Origin of the sequence: Luteitalea sp. TBR-22 (genome assembly GCF_016865485.1) — a bacterium.
In the GTDB taxonomy this organism is placed as follows: Bacteria; Acidobacteriota; Vicinamibacteria; order Vicinamibacterales; family Vicinamibacteraceae; genus Luteitalea.
Genome location: NZ_AP024452.1, coordinates 5,197,858 through 5,213,234 on the forward strand (window position 1 = coordinate 5,197,858; position 15,377 = coordinate 5,213,234).

The 15,377-nt window shown below is 72.4% G+C and carries 13 protein-coding genes; 5 read left to right on the forward strand and 8 right to left on the reverse strand.

The genetic code is table 11. The features are described 5' to 3' along the window. The first annotated feature begins 35 nt into the window (after positions 1–35). From TBR22_RS21595 to TBR22_RS21605, 3 genes are all read left to right on the forward strand, one after another. Positions 36–1,034, forward strand: a complete 999-nt coding sequence (locus tag TBR22_RS21595) for an aldo/keto reductase (protein ID WP_239489905.1) — start codon at positions 36–38, stop codon at positions 1,032–1,034. A gap of 283 nt (positions 1,035–1,317) precedes the next feature. Then, positions 1,318–2,283, forward strand: coding sequence for a hypothetical protein (locus TBR22_RS21600; RefSeq protein ID WP_239489906.1), 966 nt, complete (start codon positions 1,318–1,320; stop codon positions 2,281–2,283). Between the two features lie 120 nt (positions 2,284–2,403). Then, on the forward strand, positions 2,404–2,634 hold the full coding sequence (locus tag TBR22_RS21605; protein ID WP_239489907.1) for a hypothetical protein: 231 nt from the start codon (positions 2,404–2,406) through the stop codon (positions 2,632–2,634). Here TBR22_RS21605 and TBR22_RS21610 read toward each other — a convergent pair. From TBR22_RS21610 to TBR22_RS21625, 4 genes are read right to left on the reverse strand one after another with little or no spacing between them, the layout of a single operon-like run. Beyond that, positions 2,598–3,965 (reverse strand): lanthionine synthetase LanC family protein, encoded by a 1,368-nt coding sequence (locus TBR22_RS21610; RefSeq protein WP_239489908.1) that lies wholly within the window; start codon positions 3,963–3,965, stop codon positions 2,598–2,600. The genes TBR22_RS21605 and TBR22_RS21610 overlap by 37 nt on opposite strands. Next, complete coding sequence (locus TBR22_RS21615) at positions 3,944–4,903, reverse strand: T3SS effector HopA1 family protein (protein ID WP_239489909.1); 960 nt, start codon at positions 4,901–4,903, stop codon at positions 3,944–3,946. The genes TBR22_RS21610 and TBR22_RS21615 overlap by 22 nt, the downstream gene beginning before the upstream one ends. Further along, entirely contained in the window at positions 4,888–5,925 is a 1,038-nt protein-coding gene (locus TBR22_RS21620; protein ID WP_239489910.1) for a phosphotransferase family protein, read from the reverse strand. The genes TBR22_RS21615 and TBR22_RS21620 overlap by 16 nt, the downstream gene beginning before the upstream one ends. Then, on the reverse strand, positions 5,915–7,792 hold the full coding sequence (locus TBR22_RS21625; protein WP_239489911.1) for a peptidase S8: 1,878 nt from the start codon (positions 7,790–7,792) through the stop codon (positions 5,915–5,917). Before TBR22_RS21625 ends, TBR22_RS21620 begins: the two co-directional genes overlap by 11 nt. A gap of 152 nt (positions 7,793–7,944) precedes the next feature. Here TBR22_RS21625 and TBR22_RS21630 point away from each other — a divergent pair, with 152 nt between their 5' ends. Beyond that, positions 7,945–8,736 (forward strand): PIG-L deacetylase family protein, encoded by a 792-nt coding sequence (locus tag TBR22_RS21630; protein ID WP_239489912.1) that lies wholly within the window; start codon positions 7,945–7,947, stop codon positions 8,734–8,736. 1 nt (position 8,737) lies between these two features. Beyond that, positions 8,738–10,075, forward strand: coding sequence for a Zn-dependent hydrolase (locus TBR22_RS21635; protein ID WP_239489913.1), 1,338 nt, complete (start codon positions 8,738–8,740; stop codon positions 10,073–10,075). A 6-nt stretch (positions 10,076–10,081) separates the two neighbouring features. Here TBR22_RS21635 and TBR22_RS21640 read toward each other — a convergent pair whose 3' ends face one another. The 4 genes from TBR22_RS21640 to TBR22_RS21655 are packed head-to-tail and all read right to left on the reverse strand — an operon-like array spanning position 10,082 to position 15,321. Then, on the reverse strand, positions 10,082–11,557 hold the full coding sequence (locus TBR22_RS21640) for an aminopeptidase P N-terminal domain-containing protein (protein ID WP_239489914.1): 1,476 nt from the start codon (positions 11,555–11,557) through the stop codon (positions 10,082–10,084). 28 nt (positions 11,558–11,585) lie between these two features. Beyond that, positions 11,586–11,738 carry a hypothetical protein gene (locus TBR22_RS21645; RefSeq protein WP_239489915.1) on the reverse strand — a complete coding sequence of 51 codons (153 nt, stop codon included), beginning with the start codon at positions 11,736–11,738 and terminating at the stop codon, positions 11,586–11,588. Between the two features lie 41 nt (positions 11,739–11,779). Further along, a complete protein-coding gene (locus TBR22_RS21650) occupies positions 11,780–13,216 on the reverse strand; it encodes a mechanosensitive ion channel domain-containing protein (RefSeq protein ID WP_239489916.1) in 1,437 nt (478 codons plus the stop codon). Beyond that, entirely contained in the window at positions 13,213–15,321 is a 2,109-nt protein-coding gene (locus TBR22_RS21655; protein WP_239489917.1) for an adenylate/guanylate cyclase domain-containing protein, read from the reverse strand. Before TBR22_RS21655 ends, TBR22_RS21650 begins: the two co-directional genes overlap by 4 nt. Positions 15,322–15,377: the final 56 nt, after the last annotated feature.

Here is a 15,377-nt window from a genome sequence, read left to right on the forward strand (position 1 = left end):
TGGGCGAACGATACCAGAGCTGATATATCTCCAGCATGGACTACCGACTCCTCGGGCGCAGCGGCGTCCGCGTCTCCCCCCTCTGCCTCGGGGCCATGAACTTCGGAGGCCCCACGCCGGACGAGGAAGCCATCCGCATCGTGCACGCCGCCCTCGACGCCGGCATCAACTTCGTCGACACGGCGAACATCTACAACGACGGTGGCAGCGAGGCGCTGCTCGGCAAGGCCCTCGCGGGACGTCGCGACCAGGTCGTGCTCGCCACCAAGGTGCACTACCGGACCGGCCCCGGCCCCAACGACGCGGGCAACTCCCGCCTGCACATCCTGCGGGCCTGCGACGACTCGCTGCGCCGCCTCAAGACCGACTGGATCGACCTGTACCAGTTGCACCGGCCGAGCCCCGAGATCCCCATCGAGGAGACGCTGGGCGCGCTCGGCGATCTCGTGCGGGCAGGCAAGGTGCGCTACGTCGGCTGCTCCACGCATCCGGCCTGGATGGTGATGGAAGCGATTGCCGCGGCGGAGCGCAGCGGGCTGCCGCGCATGGTGACCGAGCAGCCGCCGTACAACCTGCTGGACCGGCGCATCGAGAACGAGCTGGTGCCCCTGGCGCTGCGCCACGGCCTGGGACTGATCCCGTGGGCGCCGCTGGCGCAGGGCGTGCTCGCGGGCCGCTATCCGGCGGGCACCACCTTGCCTGACGACTCGCGGGCGGCACGCCAGCCCGGCAGCATCTACGCCGACCGTGTCACGGCACGCGGGATCGAGGCGGGCGCGAAGTTCTCCGCCCTGGCGGCCGAGCGTGGCCTGCCGCCCGGGCAGTTGGCGCTCGCCTGGTGCAAGGATCAGCCCGGCGTGACCGCGCCGATCGTCGGCCCCCGGACGCTCGCGCAGCTCGAGAGCCTGCTGCCGGTGCTGGAGATGACGCTCGACGCCGACACGCGCGCGGCGTGCGACGCGATCAACCCACCCGGCAGCGCGGTGGTGAACTTCCACAACACCGCGCCGTGGATGAAGACGGTGGTGGGCTGAGGCTGGGCGCTGGAGGCTGGGGACCCGGACTGCGCGGTCGGTGCTCGCCCCCGGCCCGTGTTCGGCGTTGCGCAGGCAGGCGTGGAGGATCCGCTTGTGCTGACTCGGCCCGCGCAGCGTTCTTGTCGTCATGGCGAAGACTCGCAAGGCGACGACCACACGCAAGAAGCCCGCGCCTCGGCGGCGCGTGTCGACGCGGCACGTCACGGCAGCAGGGCCCGCGCGGTCCCGGCGATCGGCGGCTCCGCGGGCGACCGCTCGCGCGGCGCGAGCGGTGGACACGGTGGCCGTGCGGTTCCGCCTCGCCGACGTGTCGGGCACCCCGATCCGCGATCCCGCCACCTTCTTCACGTTCCGCAAGGTGGCCGACAACCGCCAGGTGGGCGACCAGATGCAGGTCGCGCTCGACGGGCGCCCGGTGCAGTTCACCCTGCCCGGCTCGCCCGACGTCCTGGTGTGCGAGATCGATCCGGCGCGGTTCCGCTTCGCGCGGTCCCCCGTGTTCTTCGCGACGCCGGGCACGAGCGTCGACGAGACGCTGCGCCTGTGGCGCGAGCCGCTCGCGTGGGCACCGCGCTTCACCGCGTGGGATGACCTGCCACGCTCGTTCGCGACCCTCCAGAAGGCGCTCCGTGCCTCGCCCGACGTCACGTTCTTCGACCGGGCGCGGCCGGGACGGATCGTTGCCCCGCTCCTGGTCAAGGAGACGTGGAACGGTCTGGCCGGCGATGAGGCGACGCTCGCGAAGACGTCGTTGCTGAACCTGTTCTACCGTCTCGACAGCATCCAGGAGCCGATCGGCCGCGAGCGGTCGTGGTTCTCGTTCGTCAGGCGCATCGTCGCGATCGGGCGCGAGCGGATGCTCGCCATGGTCGACCCGGAGATGCTCCGCCTGGTGAACCACGTGCGCGAGCACCTCGATCACTTCGCGACCGACTACGAGGCGACACCGGCCGGCAATCATCGGCCCAACGTGCCGCCAGCCCTGCAGCCCGACATCGTCGACATGGTGAGCCTCAAGTCGACGCACCGGAAGGGCAACTTCCAGCTGACGCTGACGCGCCTGCGCGGCATGGACGACGTGCTGCTCGATGCCGACATCGACGAGAGCGGCGACCTGCTCGGGCACTTCCTCGACCTGTTCAAGCACAAGCGCACGGGCGGCACGCATCCGCACGACATCCACGAGATCCTCGTGCACCAGGACGGGGAGACGCCGGGGTTCGACCTGGGGTACCGCCTGGTGTGAACCCGGAGGCACCACTGACCGTCGACCTGAAGGTCGACGGCCACGGCCTGAACGCGGTGAACACGTAGGCGTCGACCTTCAGGTCGACGCGCGGCATCGCCGCATTGATATGGTGTGCCCATGGCCAAGCGCTTCATCGTCGGATTGCACCCCGGCCAGGACCTCGCGGCCGTCACGCGCGCGGTAACGGCACATGGCGCGACGTGGGTCGGGGAGCCGAGGGCCGCGCTGCCCGACGTGCTCGTGGTCGCCATCCCGGACGACCACGACGACGAGGTGTTCACCGCAGCGGTGAAGCGGCTCGACGGGGTGCGCTACGTCGAGGCCGACGCGCTCGGCTGGACGTCCTGACGTGAGCGCCCCACCCATCGGCCCGGCAGCATCGGCGACGAGACCGCGCCCGGATCGTGCGCGCGGAGCAGCAGCACCGCGATGCCCGCCAGGCCGGTGAACAGCCCGGGGATCACTTCGGCGCCCCGTAACCCGACCGTCCATCGCCCGCCATTGGCGGCGCGGATCGCGAGGCACAGGTCGGCCACCCGGCGTGCCGCGAGCAGGTGATCGCGCTCGCCGGTCACCTCGTGAGCCAGCAGCAACAGATCAAGGGCACCGCCCAGCCCGTGGCAGAGCGTCACGTCGGACGCAAGTCCGTTGCGACGCGCCCGCCCGGCCATCGTCACCGCCTGGCGCGCGGCCTCGACCGCCCGGCTCGCGTCAGCCAACGCCGACAGGTCGCCGCTGACCTCGTACAGCCGCCACCGCACCGCGCCGATGCCGAACGCGCCGTGGCACCACGCCGCCATCCAGCCTGGCCAGCTCGCATCAGCGCCGCCTGACGGCGGCTCGCGCAGATCCGCCCACGCGAGGCGGTCGGGCGAGTACCACCCGGCCTCGTAGCGCAGCGCCTCGCTCACCAGCGGCTGCCACGCCTCCACACCCGTCATCCGGCCAGCTTCCGCGAGCGCCCACGCCGCGCCCGATGCGCCGTGCCCGAGACCGCACAACCCGGGTTCAGAAGTGGCCGTGGGCCACGAGGCGCCGAACCCGTCGCGCACGGCCCTGGCGGCCAGGCGGTGCGCCGCGGCCGTGGCGCCCTCCAGGATCAGCGCGTCCCCCGTGGCGTGGTGCGTCGCGAGCAGGGCGATGACCACACCCGCGAGCCCTCCGATGAGGTCGAACTCCTCGTGAGCCGTCGGCCGGTCGCGCACGCGCCGCGCCACGTCCTGTGCGAGCGACAGCGCCGACCGGCGCAGCGTCGCGTCGGCTGCCGCCTGCGAGGCATCGACGGCCGCCCACGCGATGCCCGCCGCACCGGAACACAAGCCCAGGGGGGCGAGCTCCGCCTTCCGCACCTGCGACACCGCACTGCGTAGCGCGGCCACGCCGACCTGCACGCAGCGCGCATCAGCGGTCGCGGCCCCGAGGTGCACGAGACTCCAGCCGATGCCGGCCGTCCCGGCGTAGAGATCCGCGCCGACCTCGCCACGGACGACGTGCGCCGATGCGGTGTCGCCGACGATGTCGTCGCCGACCCACGTGACGTGGGGTCCGCGAACGATCGCGGTGTCGAGCAGTTCCAGTGCCACCTCGCGCGCCGCGGCCAGCCATGGCGACGTCGCGGCGGGAGACGGGCGGGCCACCCGGGTCCGCGCCTTCACGGTCAGCCGGCGTCGTTCAGCCATGGCCGCTCCGGGTCGATGCGCGCGGCCTGCAGGCACCGCGCGAGGTGGTCGATGGCGTCACCGGCGCCCACGGGCGCGCCTGCGAGCAGTTCCCGCACCCCTCCGGCGAGGATGCGACACCGACGCTGGCCGAAGGACTCCTCACCGGGATCCTCGGCGAAGGCGGCGCCGGGCGCGAGGGGCCGCGCCAGCGGCGGGTGCCACGGGCGCAGGTGCGGACCAAGAGCGCGCGCCAGCGTCGTCACCGGGGCATCGAGCCTCGGCCAGTCGGTCGCGGACACGTAGACCACCAGCGTGTCGATGCGCGCGCACCCGTCCACCGTCGCCGGAGTCTTGAGGCTGTAGGCGATCGCCAGCGCATCGAGCAGGACGGCGACGCGCGCCACCACGAGTGGCAGCGACGAGGGCGGCACCGACCAGTGCACGCGGACGAGTGGCGCCGCCAGGTCGGCGTCCGATCGCGTGGTCCAGAAGCCGGACGCCTTGTCGACGCCGTCCAGGCACGACGTGACGGCGACCGCATCGCCTGGCATCGCCGGGACGCCCGGGCGCGCCCGGTTGACGTACTCACCCGGACGCACGACGCGCGCCGCGCCACGCCGCGCGACGACACACTGCCCGTCGTGGCGACGCTCGAGGACGACCCAGCCATCGAGCCAGCGCGCCCCCGACGGCAACGCTGCGCGCAGCGCCGAGGACAGGTCGGTGCGCCAGCGGCCGCTCGGTTCGACGGGATCGGGCTGTGGGAGGGCGAGGTACCACGACGCGTAGAGCCACGCCGAGAGTGCGTCGGCGTGGCCGCCCACCGGCGCGTCGCCTGCCTGCGCCAGGCCAGAGACGTGCGCGGCATCGGACTGGAGGCGCTCCACGAGGCGGGCCAGCGCCGCCCGCACCTCGAGCGGAAGACGCACGCCCGGCGCCGTCATGCCGCGGCCCATGCGCTGCCCTCCCCGGCGAGTCGGTCGATGTCGCCCGTCCATGCCACCGCCTGTGCCACCAGCGGTTCGACGACGCTGGTGTCGTTGCCGGGCTGCCGCTCCGTCCACTCCGTGGCGACGTGCAGCACCCGCGCAATCGCGCAGGTCCACAGGTGGCGCCACGCCTCGTGCGTGGGCTCGAGCAGGCCATCGGCGGCCACGTACGCACGGAGCAGGCGCGGCAGCGCCGACATCGCCGCGCCGACGCCGACGACGCCCGTCGTCCGCAGCCCGTCGATCGCCGCCTCGACGATCACGGTCGCCAGGTCCCACGCGGGATCACCGGAGCCGGAGAGTTCCCAGTCGATGACGCGCACGCGCGGCGCCGACTCGCCAGGCAGCGCGAACCAGTTCTCCCGCCGCAGGTCGCCGTGGATGAGGCACCGATCGCGCCAGGCGGCCCGCGCATCGCGCAGCACGCCTGCCAGGCGCGCGTCCTCGACGATGGCCTGCATCAGTCGACGGGTGGCAAGCGCCCGCCCCGTCATGGCGACATCGGGCGCGGCGGGCATGTCGAGGATGCCCATCGCCGGCGACGGCCACAGACCGGTCTCCGTGGTGGCTGCATGCCACGCCGCGAGCGCACGACCGAGCGCGTCTGCGACGCCCGCGTCGGCCAGGTGTGGCGGTGGCGCGCTCCCCCCGGCGATCGCCTCGAGCACCAGCAACTGGCGCCCCTCGTCGAGGTGCCAGGCCGCGGGCAACACCGCGGCGAGGGCCGGCACCGTTCGCCCCAGCCTGTACACGAACAGTTCCTGCCGCAGGTCGCGACCCGTGGGGGCGCCGGCCGGCCACTGCTTCACGATGGCCGCGCGGCCGTCGGGGGCAGCGACGAGACTGACCTCGTGCGCGCTCGATCGCGACACGACGGTGGCGCGTGCGGCGTCGGCGGCGGCGAGCCACCCGCACGCGGTCAGGGCGCGCAGGGGCGCGACCGCGCGCGCCCCTGCCGCCACGGGTGCCGTCTGGAGCTCAGGCGCCACCCTCGTCCTCGCCATATCCGCCACCGTACGGATCGTCGTCGTTCCAGCCGTCACCGGCCTGTTCGGCCTGTCCGGGGTTGATGGGCGGTCGTCCGGGATCAGGCACGCACGCCACCGACGGACAGCGCACCGTGGCCGACGGCTGCTGACAGAGCACGACGCCGGAGGCACACCTGATCGTCGTCGACTGACAGCCTGCCAGCGTCGATGGGCAACGGACCACGGTGGAGACACAGGCCGCTGGCCGCGAGGGCGGCGGGCACGTCAGCAGGCTCTCGCACGCGACCTGCCGCGACACGCAGGAGACCACGCGGGAGATCTGGTTGCACACCACGATCGTCGACTCGGCGGGGCAGGTGGTGATCGGCCGCGAGCGCTGCGGGCAGGCGCGGGCGATCGCCGCCGCGGCGTCGATGCAGCCGAAGCCGTATGCGTCGTTCGGGATCGGGTCGGTCGGCTGGTCGCGCAGCGGACGCGCGGTCTGGCGCAGGATGTCGCCGACCTGCGCCGCCGAGAGGCTGCCGTTGCACGACAGGATCAGCGCGGCCAGGCCGGCCACGTGCGGCGAGGCCATCGACGTGCCCTGCATCGTCGCAAAGCCGTTGTCCCACGTCGTGCTCAGGATGCCGACGCCGGGCGCCGCGACGTCGATGTGGGGGCCGGTCTGCGAGAACGGCGCGCGCTGGTTCGACGCGTTGATGGCGCCGACGGCAATCACGTCGGGATAGGCCGCCGGGAAGCTCGTGGGGTTGCCGTCCTGGAACGAGTTGCCCATCGCGGCCACCACCACCGCGCCCCGCGCGACGGCGTAGGCGATCGCGTCGCGTTCCACCTGCGTGTCGGTGGTGCCCCCCAGGCTCAGGTTGAGCACGCGGGCGCCGTTGTCGACCGCCCACCGGATGCCGGCGGCGATGTCGGCCGCCGACCCCGTGCCCGACACGCGACCGTCGCTGAGGCGGACGATCCGCGTGAGCACCTTGACCGGCATCAACCGGCACTGCCAGGTGACGCCGGCGACGCCGTTGCCGTTGTTGCTCAGGCAGGCGATCGTGCCGGCGACGTGCGTGCCGTGGCCGACCTCGTCCTGCGGCACGTTGTCGCGCCCCTGGAAGTCGCCTTCGAAGCGCCAACCGGCCGGCGGCGTCGGGTTCGGTCCGAGATCGACCATGTCGGAGCCCTGCACGAGCAGGGGCGCCAGTTCGGGATGGTCGAGGTCGATGCCCGTGTCGATGACCGCCACGGTGACGTTGGCCGATCCGGTGGTGCGATCCCAGGCGGCCGGGGCGTTGATGTGCGCCAGGCCCCATTGGGCAGGGAAGCTCGGGTCGTTCGGGGTGACGTAGGCCTCGCGATAGCGGTTGGGCTCCACGTACTCGACGCCATCGACGTCAGCCAGTTGCGACACCGCCTCCTGGACCGACGTGTCGCGATCGAACGCGATGCGGAACGTCGAGGCCATCGGCACGGCGAACTCGCGCGCCGCCGCCGCGGATGCGCCCATCCCCCGCACTCCGACCGTCGGCGGGGCCGGCGGGTGCAGCCGGGCGATGCCCTGCACGCCCAGGCGCGACAGTACGGCGTCGATCTCGTCCACGCCGAACGTCGTCACGCCGTCGGCCGACCGCGCGCCGCGGGTCGGGCCGCGCCCGATGCTCTCGGTGATGCGCGCGGCCGTGTCCTCGCGCAACTGGATCACCACCTCACCCGGGATGACGTCGCTCGCGCCACCAGCGAAGATCGACGTGGTGTCGGCCTGCGCACGTGTCGTGGCGGTCCCTCGCCGTAGTGGCGTGCGCCGCCGCGTCGGGACGCGGGCCGCGGGGGCCTTCGCCGCGCGCCGCGGGGTCTTGCTCGCCTTCTTGGCCATGTGTCCTCCCCGGCCACCAGCAGCGCTCCCGCACCACCGGTTTCGTGGGCCGTGCACTCTGGAACGCGCGTGAGGAGCGGTTCGTACAGCAGGGACGCGGACTCGGGGCTCAGGCTGACGGCTGACGGCTGACGGAGGTAGGCTTGCCGGTCATGCCCACTCGACGACAGTTCGCCGGCCACCTCCTGACCGCCGGCGTCGGCGCACTCGCGGCGCGCGACGCGCTCGCCCAGCCGGCTGGCGGCGCCGCCAGGCCGACGGTGCTCGCCATCGGCGCGCACTACGACGACTGCCCGTTCGGGATTCCGGGGATCCTGCTGCAGGCGGTGGCGCGCGGGAATCGCGTGGTCGTCCTGTCGTTGATCGGTGACTACTCGAACTGGAAGCCCGTGCGGGGCCGCGGCGCCGACCTGGTGGACGGCACCCGGCGCGTCAACGCCGACTACGGGATCGAGTCACGCTTCCTCGGGTTCGCGTCGGGCAGGATTGCCGACGACGAGGCGGCTCGTCGGGCCGTGGCCGACGTCGTGGCCGAGACCCGACCCGACGTCGCGTTCGTGCTGTGGCCCCGCGACCAGCACCCCGACCACGAGGCGGCCGCCACGCTGAGCAAGCTGGCCCTGCACTTGGGCGACCGCGTGCTCGCCGATCCCTTCGCGCCGTATGCCACACCGCGCCGTGCGTACCAGTTCGACAACGGTCCGCGCCACACCATCGGCTTCGTGCCCGACACCTTCGTCGACGTGACCCGAGAATGGCCGCGCGCCATCGAATGGCTCGGGCGGTTGATGGCCGTGACGCGCAACGAGCCGTACGCTGCCGGCGCCCTCGACGGGGCGCAACGCCTCAAGGAGAGCCTCGCGCGCTACCGCGGTGCGACGTGTGGCGTCACGTACGCCGAGGCGCTCGCGGCGGTGAACGCCTATCCGCAGGTACTCTTCTGACGTGACGACGACCGCCCGCCCTTGCCACCTCCCCTCCCGTCGCGCCTTCGGGGCCGCGATGCTCGGCGCCGGCCTGTCGAGCGCGCTGGCTGCGCGCTCCGCAGCAGCGTGGCAGGCCACCATGCCGGGCATCGACGGCGCGCGCCTGAACGCGCGCCTGGCCGACCTGCGACGGTTCGGGGGTACGCCCGACGGCGGCACACAGCGCCTCGGCTACAGCGAGGAGGACCGGCAGGCGCGTCTCGTGGTCGCCGGCTGGATGCGCGAGGCCGGGCTCGTGCCGGCCACCGACGTGGCAGGCAACCTGATCGGCCGTCGCGCCGGCACTGACGCCACGGCAAAGCCGCTGTTGTTCGGCTCGCACATCGACTCGGTGCCCGACGGCGGCAACTACGACGGCAACGTCGGTCTGCTCGCGGCGATCGAGGTGGCGCACGCGCTGCAGTCCCGCGCGCTTCGCCACCCGATCGAGGTGACGCTCTGGGCCAACGAGGAGGGCGGGCTGTTCGGCAGTCGCGCCGTCAGTGGACAGTTCGAGGCGAGCGAGCTCTCGCACACGACCACCAGCGGGAAGACCGTCGCGCAGGGCATCTCGTTCCTCGGCGGCGATCCGAGCCGGCTGGCCGAGGCGCGGCGCGCGCCGGGCAGCATCGCGGGCTATCTCGAGCTGCACATCGAGCAGGGCGGCGTCCTCGAGGCCGAGCGCGTCGACATCGGGGTCGTCGAGGGCATCGTCGGCATCCGCCAGTGGGACGTGACGATCACCGGGATGGCCAACCACGCCGGCACGACCCCGATGGACCGCCGCCAGGACGCGATGCTCGCGGCGGCGCGCTTCATCGACATGGTCAACCGCGTCGTACGAGCCCGCCCGGGCCGGCAGGTCGGCACGGTGGGCACCATCGAGGCCCGGCCCGGCGCCCCCAACGTCATTCCGGGCAAGGTGACCTGCTCGCTGGAACTGCGCGACCTCGACGAGGCGGTCACGACCGCGCTCTTCGAGGAGATCTCCCGCGAGGCCAGGCGCATCGGCGAGGCGACCGGCACGACGTTCGCCCATGCGGACCTGCACCGTTCCGTGCCGGCGCCCAGCGACCCGGCGATGCGCGCGATCATCGGCGCGGCCGCGACGGCGCTGGGGCTGTCCACGAAGGTGATGCCGAGCGGCGCGGGACACGACGCGCAGGCCATGGCGCGCCTCGGCCCGATGGGGATGATCTTCATCCCGAGCGTCGGCGGGATCAGTCACTCGCCCCGGGAGTTCTCGCGTCCCGAGGACGTCAGCCGCGGCGCCGCCGTGCTGCTCGGCGCCGTGCTCGCCGCCGACGCCCGCCCGTGACGCCCGTCACCGCGCCTTCATGAAGCGCTCGATCTCCTCGATCGTGCGCGGCACCGACGCAGACAGGCTGGTCAGGCCCGTCTCGGTGAGCAGGAACGAATCCTCGATGCGGATGCCGATCTGGGCGTACTTCTGCACCGCTGGCGCCACGGCGGCCTTGAAGGCGCGGTTCTCGGGGCTGTCGGGCAGCTCGTCGAGCGCCTGCGGCCGTATGTAGAGCCCGGGCTCGACGACGAAGGCCATGCCGGCGGCGAGCGGGCGGGCGTAGTCGCCCACGTCGTGCACGTCCATGCCGATCCAGTGGCAGATGCCGTGCGTGTACCACGTGCGGTACTGATCGCCGGTCGCGTCGGTGATCAGCCCGAGCTTCAGCAGGCCGGCCTTGACGACCTCCCGCGCCGCCTTCTCGACGTCGGCGGTGGTGTTGCCGACGCGCGCCGCCCGCATCCCCGCCTCCTGGGCCTCGAGCACCAGCCGGTAGATGTCCTTCTGCGCCTCGCTGTACGTGCCGCTGATCGGGTAGCTGCGCGTGATGTCGACCGTGTAGCCGTCGAAGCTGCCGGCGGCGTCGACCAGCAGGATCTCGCCGGCCTGCATCTGCCGGCTCGAGGCGCCGTAGTGCAGGATGGTGGCGTTCGGACCGCTGCCGACGATCGAGGGATACCCGGGGTTCATCGCGCCGTTGGCCAGGTACACCTGCTCGATGGCGGCCTCGACCTCGTACTCGAACCGCCCGGGACGCGCCGCCTTCATGCCCGCCTTGTGCGCGTCGCTCGAGATGGCGCCGCTGCGCGTGAGGATGGCCTGCTCGAAGGGCGTCTTGACCTGCCGGAGGTCGGCAATCAGCGGGAAGCTGTCGACGAAGCCGACGCCGAGGAAGCGGTCGCGCACCTTCGCCGCGAACTCGTAGGGGGCGGAGAGTGGTGCCGACGGCGCCGGGCGCGGCCCGAACGGCAGGGCGAGCCTGGCGCGGCCGCCGGAGACGGCGTCGAACAAGGCGTCGAAGTCGTCGGTGACCTCGCCGCGCCGCCGCCCGTACGCCTGCCGATTGAACAGGGCTGTGAGGAATGCCTCGAACTCGCCGGTGTGGTAGACGGTCCTGACGCCGCTCTGCTCGGTCACCTCGGCCCTGGTGAGCGTATGGCCTTCGCGGTGCTCGCGCAGCGCGTTGGCTTCGCGCACGAAGAGCACCTCGCGCGTCGTCTTCGCGCCGGGCACGAGCACCAGGATGGTGTCGGGCTGCGCGATGCCCGTGAGGTACAGCAGGTGGCTGTCCTGGCGGTACTCGTAGTCGACGTCCAGCGAGTACACCCGCGGCGGGGCGCTCCACACCACCGCCACCGTATCGGGCCCCAGGCGCTCCATCAGGCGGGCGCGCCGCGCCGCCAGGTCGTCCTGCCGCGGACCCGCCGCCGCGAGGGCCGCCAGGCCGAAGACCGCCATCAGCCCCGCGGGTACCACCCGTGCCATGCGCAAGCTCATGGCGGGTGATGGTACACGGCTGCCAGGGTCAGCGTCCCAGGATGCGGTCGAGCAGCGACTTGGGCGGCGGGCACTGGCACCGGTCCTTCGGCGGGACGTCGCCGAGCACCTGCTCGACGTGCTTCCCGCATCCCACCCACGACGGCTTGCCGCACTTTTCGCACTGGACCCGCTGGCACATGCCGCGAAGATACCGTGCGGAGCCCGGAGGTGACAGCCGACTCACTCCCGACGGGCGGCCTGGCGGGTCGCCTGCATGGCGCGGCGACGCACCTCGAGCACCTGGCTCGACTCGCGGGCGAGGCGCGGGTTGGCCTCGAAGAGCCCGCGTACCGTTTCCGACGACATCCAGAGCACTTCGCAGTCGCGCATCGCCACTGCGCGCATCTCGGCGGGCTGCACGCCGTACATGCCCTGCTCGCCGAAGTACTCACCGGGCGAGACCACCCCGATCGGGTGGCCTTCGCCCTGGACGCGGACCTGCAGTCCCACCGAGCCCTTCACGAGCAGATACACGCCCTGCAGGTCCGTGCCCTCCTCGAAGACGACCTCGTCGCGGGCAAAGCTGAGGGCGCGCACCTCACCGGCCTCCGAGGGCAGGTCCGGCATGCCCGCCAGCTCGCGCAGTCGCTCGACGGCCGTCGGCTCGTGCGGCCCGAACGGGCGGCCCCCCTCGAAGTTGATCTGGCTGACGACGGGATACGGCATCGTCAGGCCGCGCCGCTTGGCCACGTACCAGATGCGCGTCACCACCTCGTTGCGCACCGGCCAGCGGTCGTCCTCGGTGGTGCGGTAGATCAGTCGGTACTTGATCGACGAGTCACCGTAATCGAGGGTCGCCGCGATCGGCGCCGGCTGGCTCAGCACGCCGGGCGTCCCGTGCGCCACCTCCAGCAGCGCCTCTCGCACCACGTTGGGTGGGTGCTCGAAGCCGAACGCGACGTCGATCTCCTCCATGCGGATCGGGCGCGGGCGCGAGTAGTTCCGGATGATCTCCTTGTTCAGCGTCGAGTTCGGCACGATCTGCACGACGCCGCGCGCCGACTTGATGTGGGCCGAGCGCCAGTTGACTTCCTTGACCTGGCCCGACGCGCCGGCGACCTCCACCGTGTCGCCGACCTCGAAGGGACGCTCCATCAGCAACATCAACCCGGAGAACAGGTTGCCGAGCGGCTCCTGCAGTGCCAGGCCGACGACGATCGAGGTGACGCCGACCGCGGCGAGCGCGCCACTGAGATCCTTGTCCCAGACGAACGAGTAGACGAGGGCGCCGGCGGTGGCCACCAGCAGCAGCCGCACCAGGTCGCGCAGCAGCTTCGGCACGCGCGCCTGCCAGCTGCCGGCCGCCGCCTGCTCGAAGATGATGGTGTTCAGGGCACCCAGGACGGCCATCACCACCAGGACCCAGAACAGGGTCATCGACAGCCGCACCCAGAGGCCGGCCGGCGGCAGGCCGCTGACGTTGCGCAGGAAGAGCACCAGCACGAGCGCCGGCAGCACCCACGAGCGCACGAAGCGCACCGAGGAGACCGTCGGCCGGCCCGCGCGCATCCACGCGAACGCGAGCTCGTTCAGCGCCAGCAGCGCGACAGGAAAGGCGATGGCCAGCCCGAGCGCCCAGCGCCAGGCCGACCCGAGGTCCGCCAGCGCCTCCATCATGCCGCGCTCTCGGCGACCGGAAAGAGCTCGATCGGCCCGACGCCGCTGAACTCGTGCGTCCGCGGCGCGCCGAAGGGCACCGCATCGCGCACGCGGTCGTACACCGTCCGGGTGACGACGATCGCGCCGGCGCCCTGCTGGTCGATCTCGCGGGCGAGCCGTACGGTGTCGCCCCACAGGTCGTAGATGAACTTGCGGCGACCCACCAGCCCGCCGACCACCGGACCGGCGTTGATCGCGATCTCGATCGAGAGCGACGTGCCACGCTCGGCGTTGAACCGGCGCACGATGCGCACCACCTCGCGCGCGAAGTCGACGACGCGCGCGGTGTGATCGGCGCGATCGACCGACAGGCCCGACGCGGCCAGGTACGACGACCCGATGGTGCGCACCTTCTCCACGCCGTGGTGCTCGGCGGCCTCGTCGAAGGCGGCGACGACGTCGCTGAGCAGCGACATCGACTGGTCCTCGCCGAGGCGACGGGACAGCTGCTCGAAGCCCGTGAGCTGCGCGTAGGCCACCGTGACGTCGGCGAAGGACTGCGGACCGTCGTGCCCGCCCCGCACCTGGGCGGCGCCGGAGGCCGGCAGCAGGCTGAGGAGGAGCCGCTCGTTGGCCTGCACCTGCGTGTCGAGGGCGGCGCGGCTGGCCGCGAGGTTGGCCACCATGTCGTTGAACGCTTCGCCCAGCGCCCTGAACTCGTCGTGCGCGTTGACCCGCACCCGGGTCTCGAGGTTGCCCGCACTCACCTCCCTGGCGGCCTCCACGAGGGCGGCGATCGGCCGCGTCATGATCGACGCCAGGCCGAGCGCGAGCACCGAGGCCAGCAGCGCGAGCCCGGCGCCGAGCCCGAGGATGCGCGTCCCGAGGGCCCGCAGCGGCGCCAGCGCCTCGCTGGTGTCCATCTCGGCGACGACCACCCAGCGCAGCGAGTCGAGGTCCACCGGGCCATAGGCCGAGAACACGGGCTCGCCACGGTAGTCCTCCACCCGGGCGAACCCACTGTGTCCGTTGAACCCCTCACGCACGCCCTCGTGCTTGACGGGCACGGTGAGGATGGTCGTGCCGAGGCGGCGCACCTCCTCCACGGAGCGCTCCGTGAGGCGCGACGTGCCGAGCGCCTCGAGGAACGCGGCCTTGTCCTCGACCAGGAAGCGCGACTCGACGCGCATCGTCTGGTCCGGGCCGACGAGGTAGACCTCGCCGGTCTTGCCCAGCCCCTCGAGCTCCCAGCCGCGCCTGTTGGAGAGGGCGTCGGCGATCGGCTCGATCGGGAACCGCACCACCATGACCGCGAGGCGCGTCGGGCCGTCGAACACGGGGCTGGCCACGAACGCCTTGGCCGCGCCGAGGGCCGGGCGGAACGCTTCGAAGTCCGCGAGCTTGTAGTCGTCCTCGTCCTGCGAGTTGCGCAGGGCGCGCGACAGCGCGGCGACGCCGCTGCCCGAGTACGGGCCGTCGTCGAGCCGCGTGCCGAAGATCGTCGACTGCTCCTCGCTGAAGAACACCTCGAGCGAGACCGGATCGACCAGCACCACGTTCTGGAGGCCGAGGCGCTCGATCGCCGGCCCGAGCCGCTGCTGGGCGGCGCGCAGTGCCGTGGCATACCCGCTCGTGTCCGTGCTCGAGGCCAGCGGCCGCCGCTCGCCGTAGGGACGACCGCCGTTGACGATGTAGTGGTAGTGCAGGTACCACCCGCGCTCGGTGGTCGGCAGGAAGGCGCCGGGCTGGGGCGCGAGCCGGGTGCGCGCCGCCAGCGCCGGCTCGAACTCCCTGGCGTAGAACTCGCGCACGGCCGCCTTCATCTCCGGCGTCACCTTCACGTCGGCGAGCTTGCGGTACTCCTCCATCAGCTGCCGCGACATGGCACTCACGTCGTCGCTGCCCGAGAGCGTCAGCACCTCGTTGCGCGTCGCGGCCAGCATCGTCTTGACGATGCCCGCCTTGGAGCGCTGCAGCCCCACGAGCTGCCGCTCGATGGAGGTGAGCAGGCTCGCTCTCGCTGTGGCGTAGGCGGTGGCCGACACCAGGGCGATGCCGAGGAGCGTGAGCAGGGTGAAGGCGAGGAGCAGCTTCGACTGGACGCTCAGGGAACGGAGTGACATGGGTGCGGGGTCGGGTCGGAACCCGGAGGTCGGGCAGCGTGATCATGCCGCGTCGG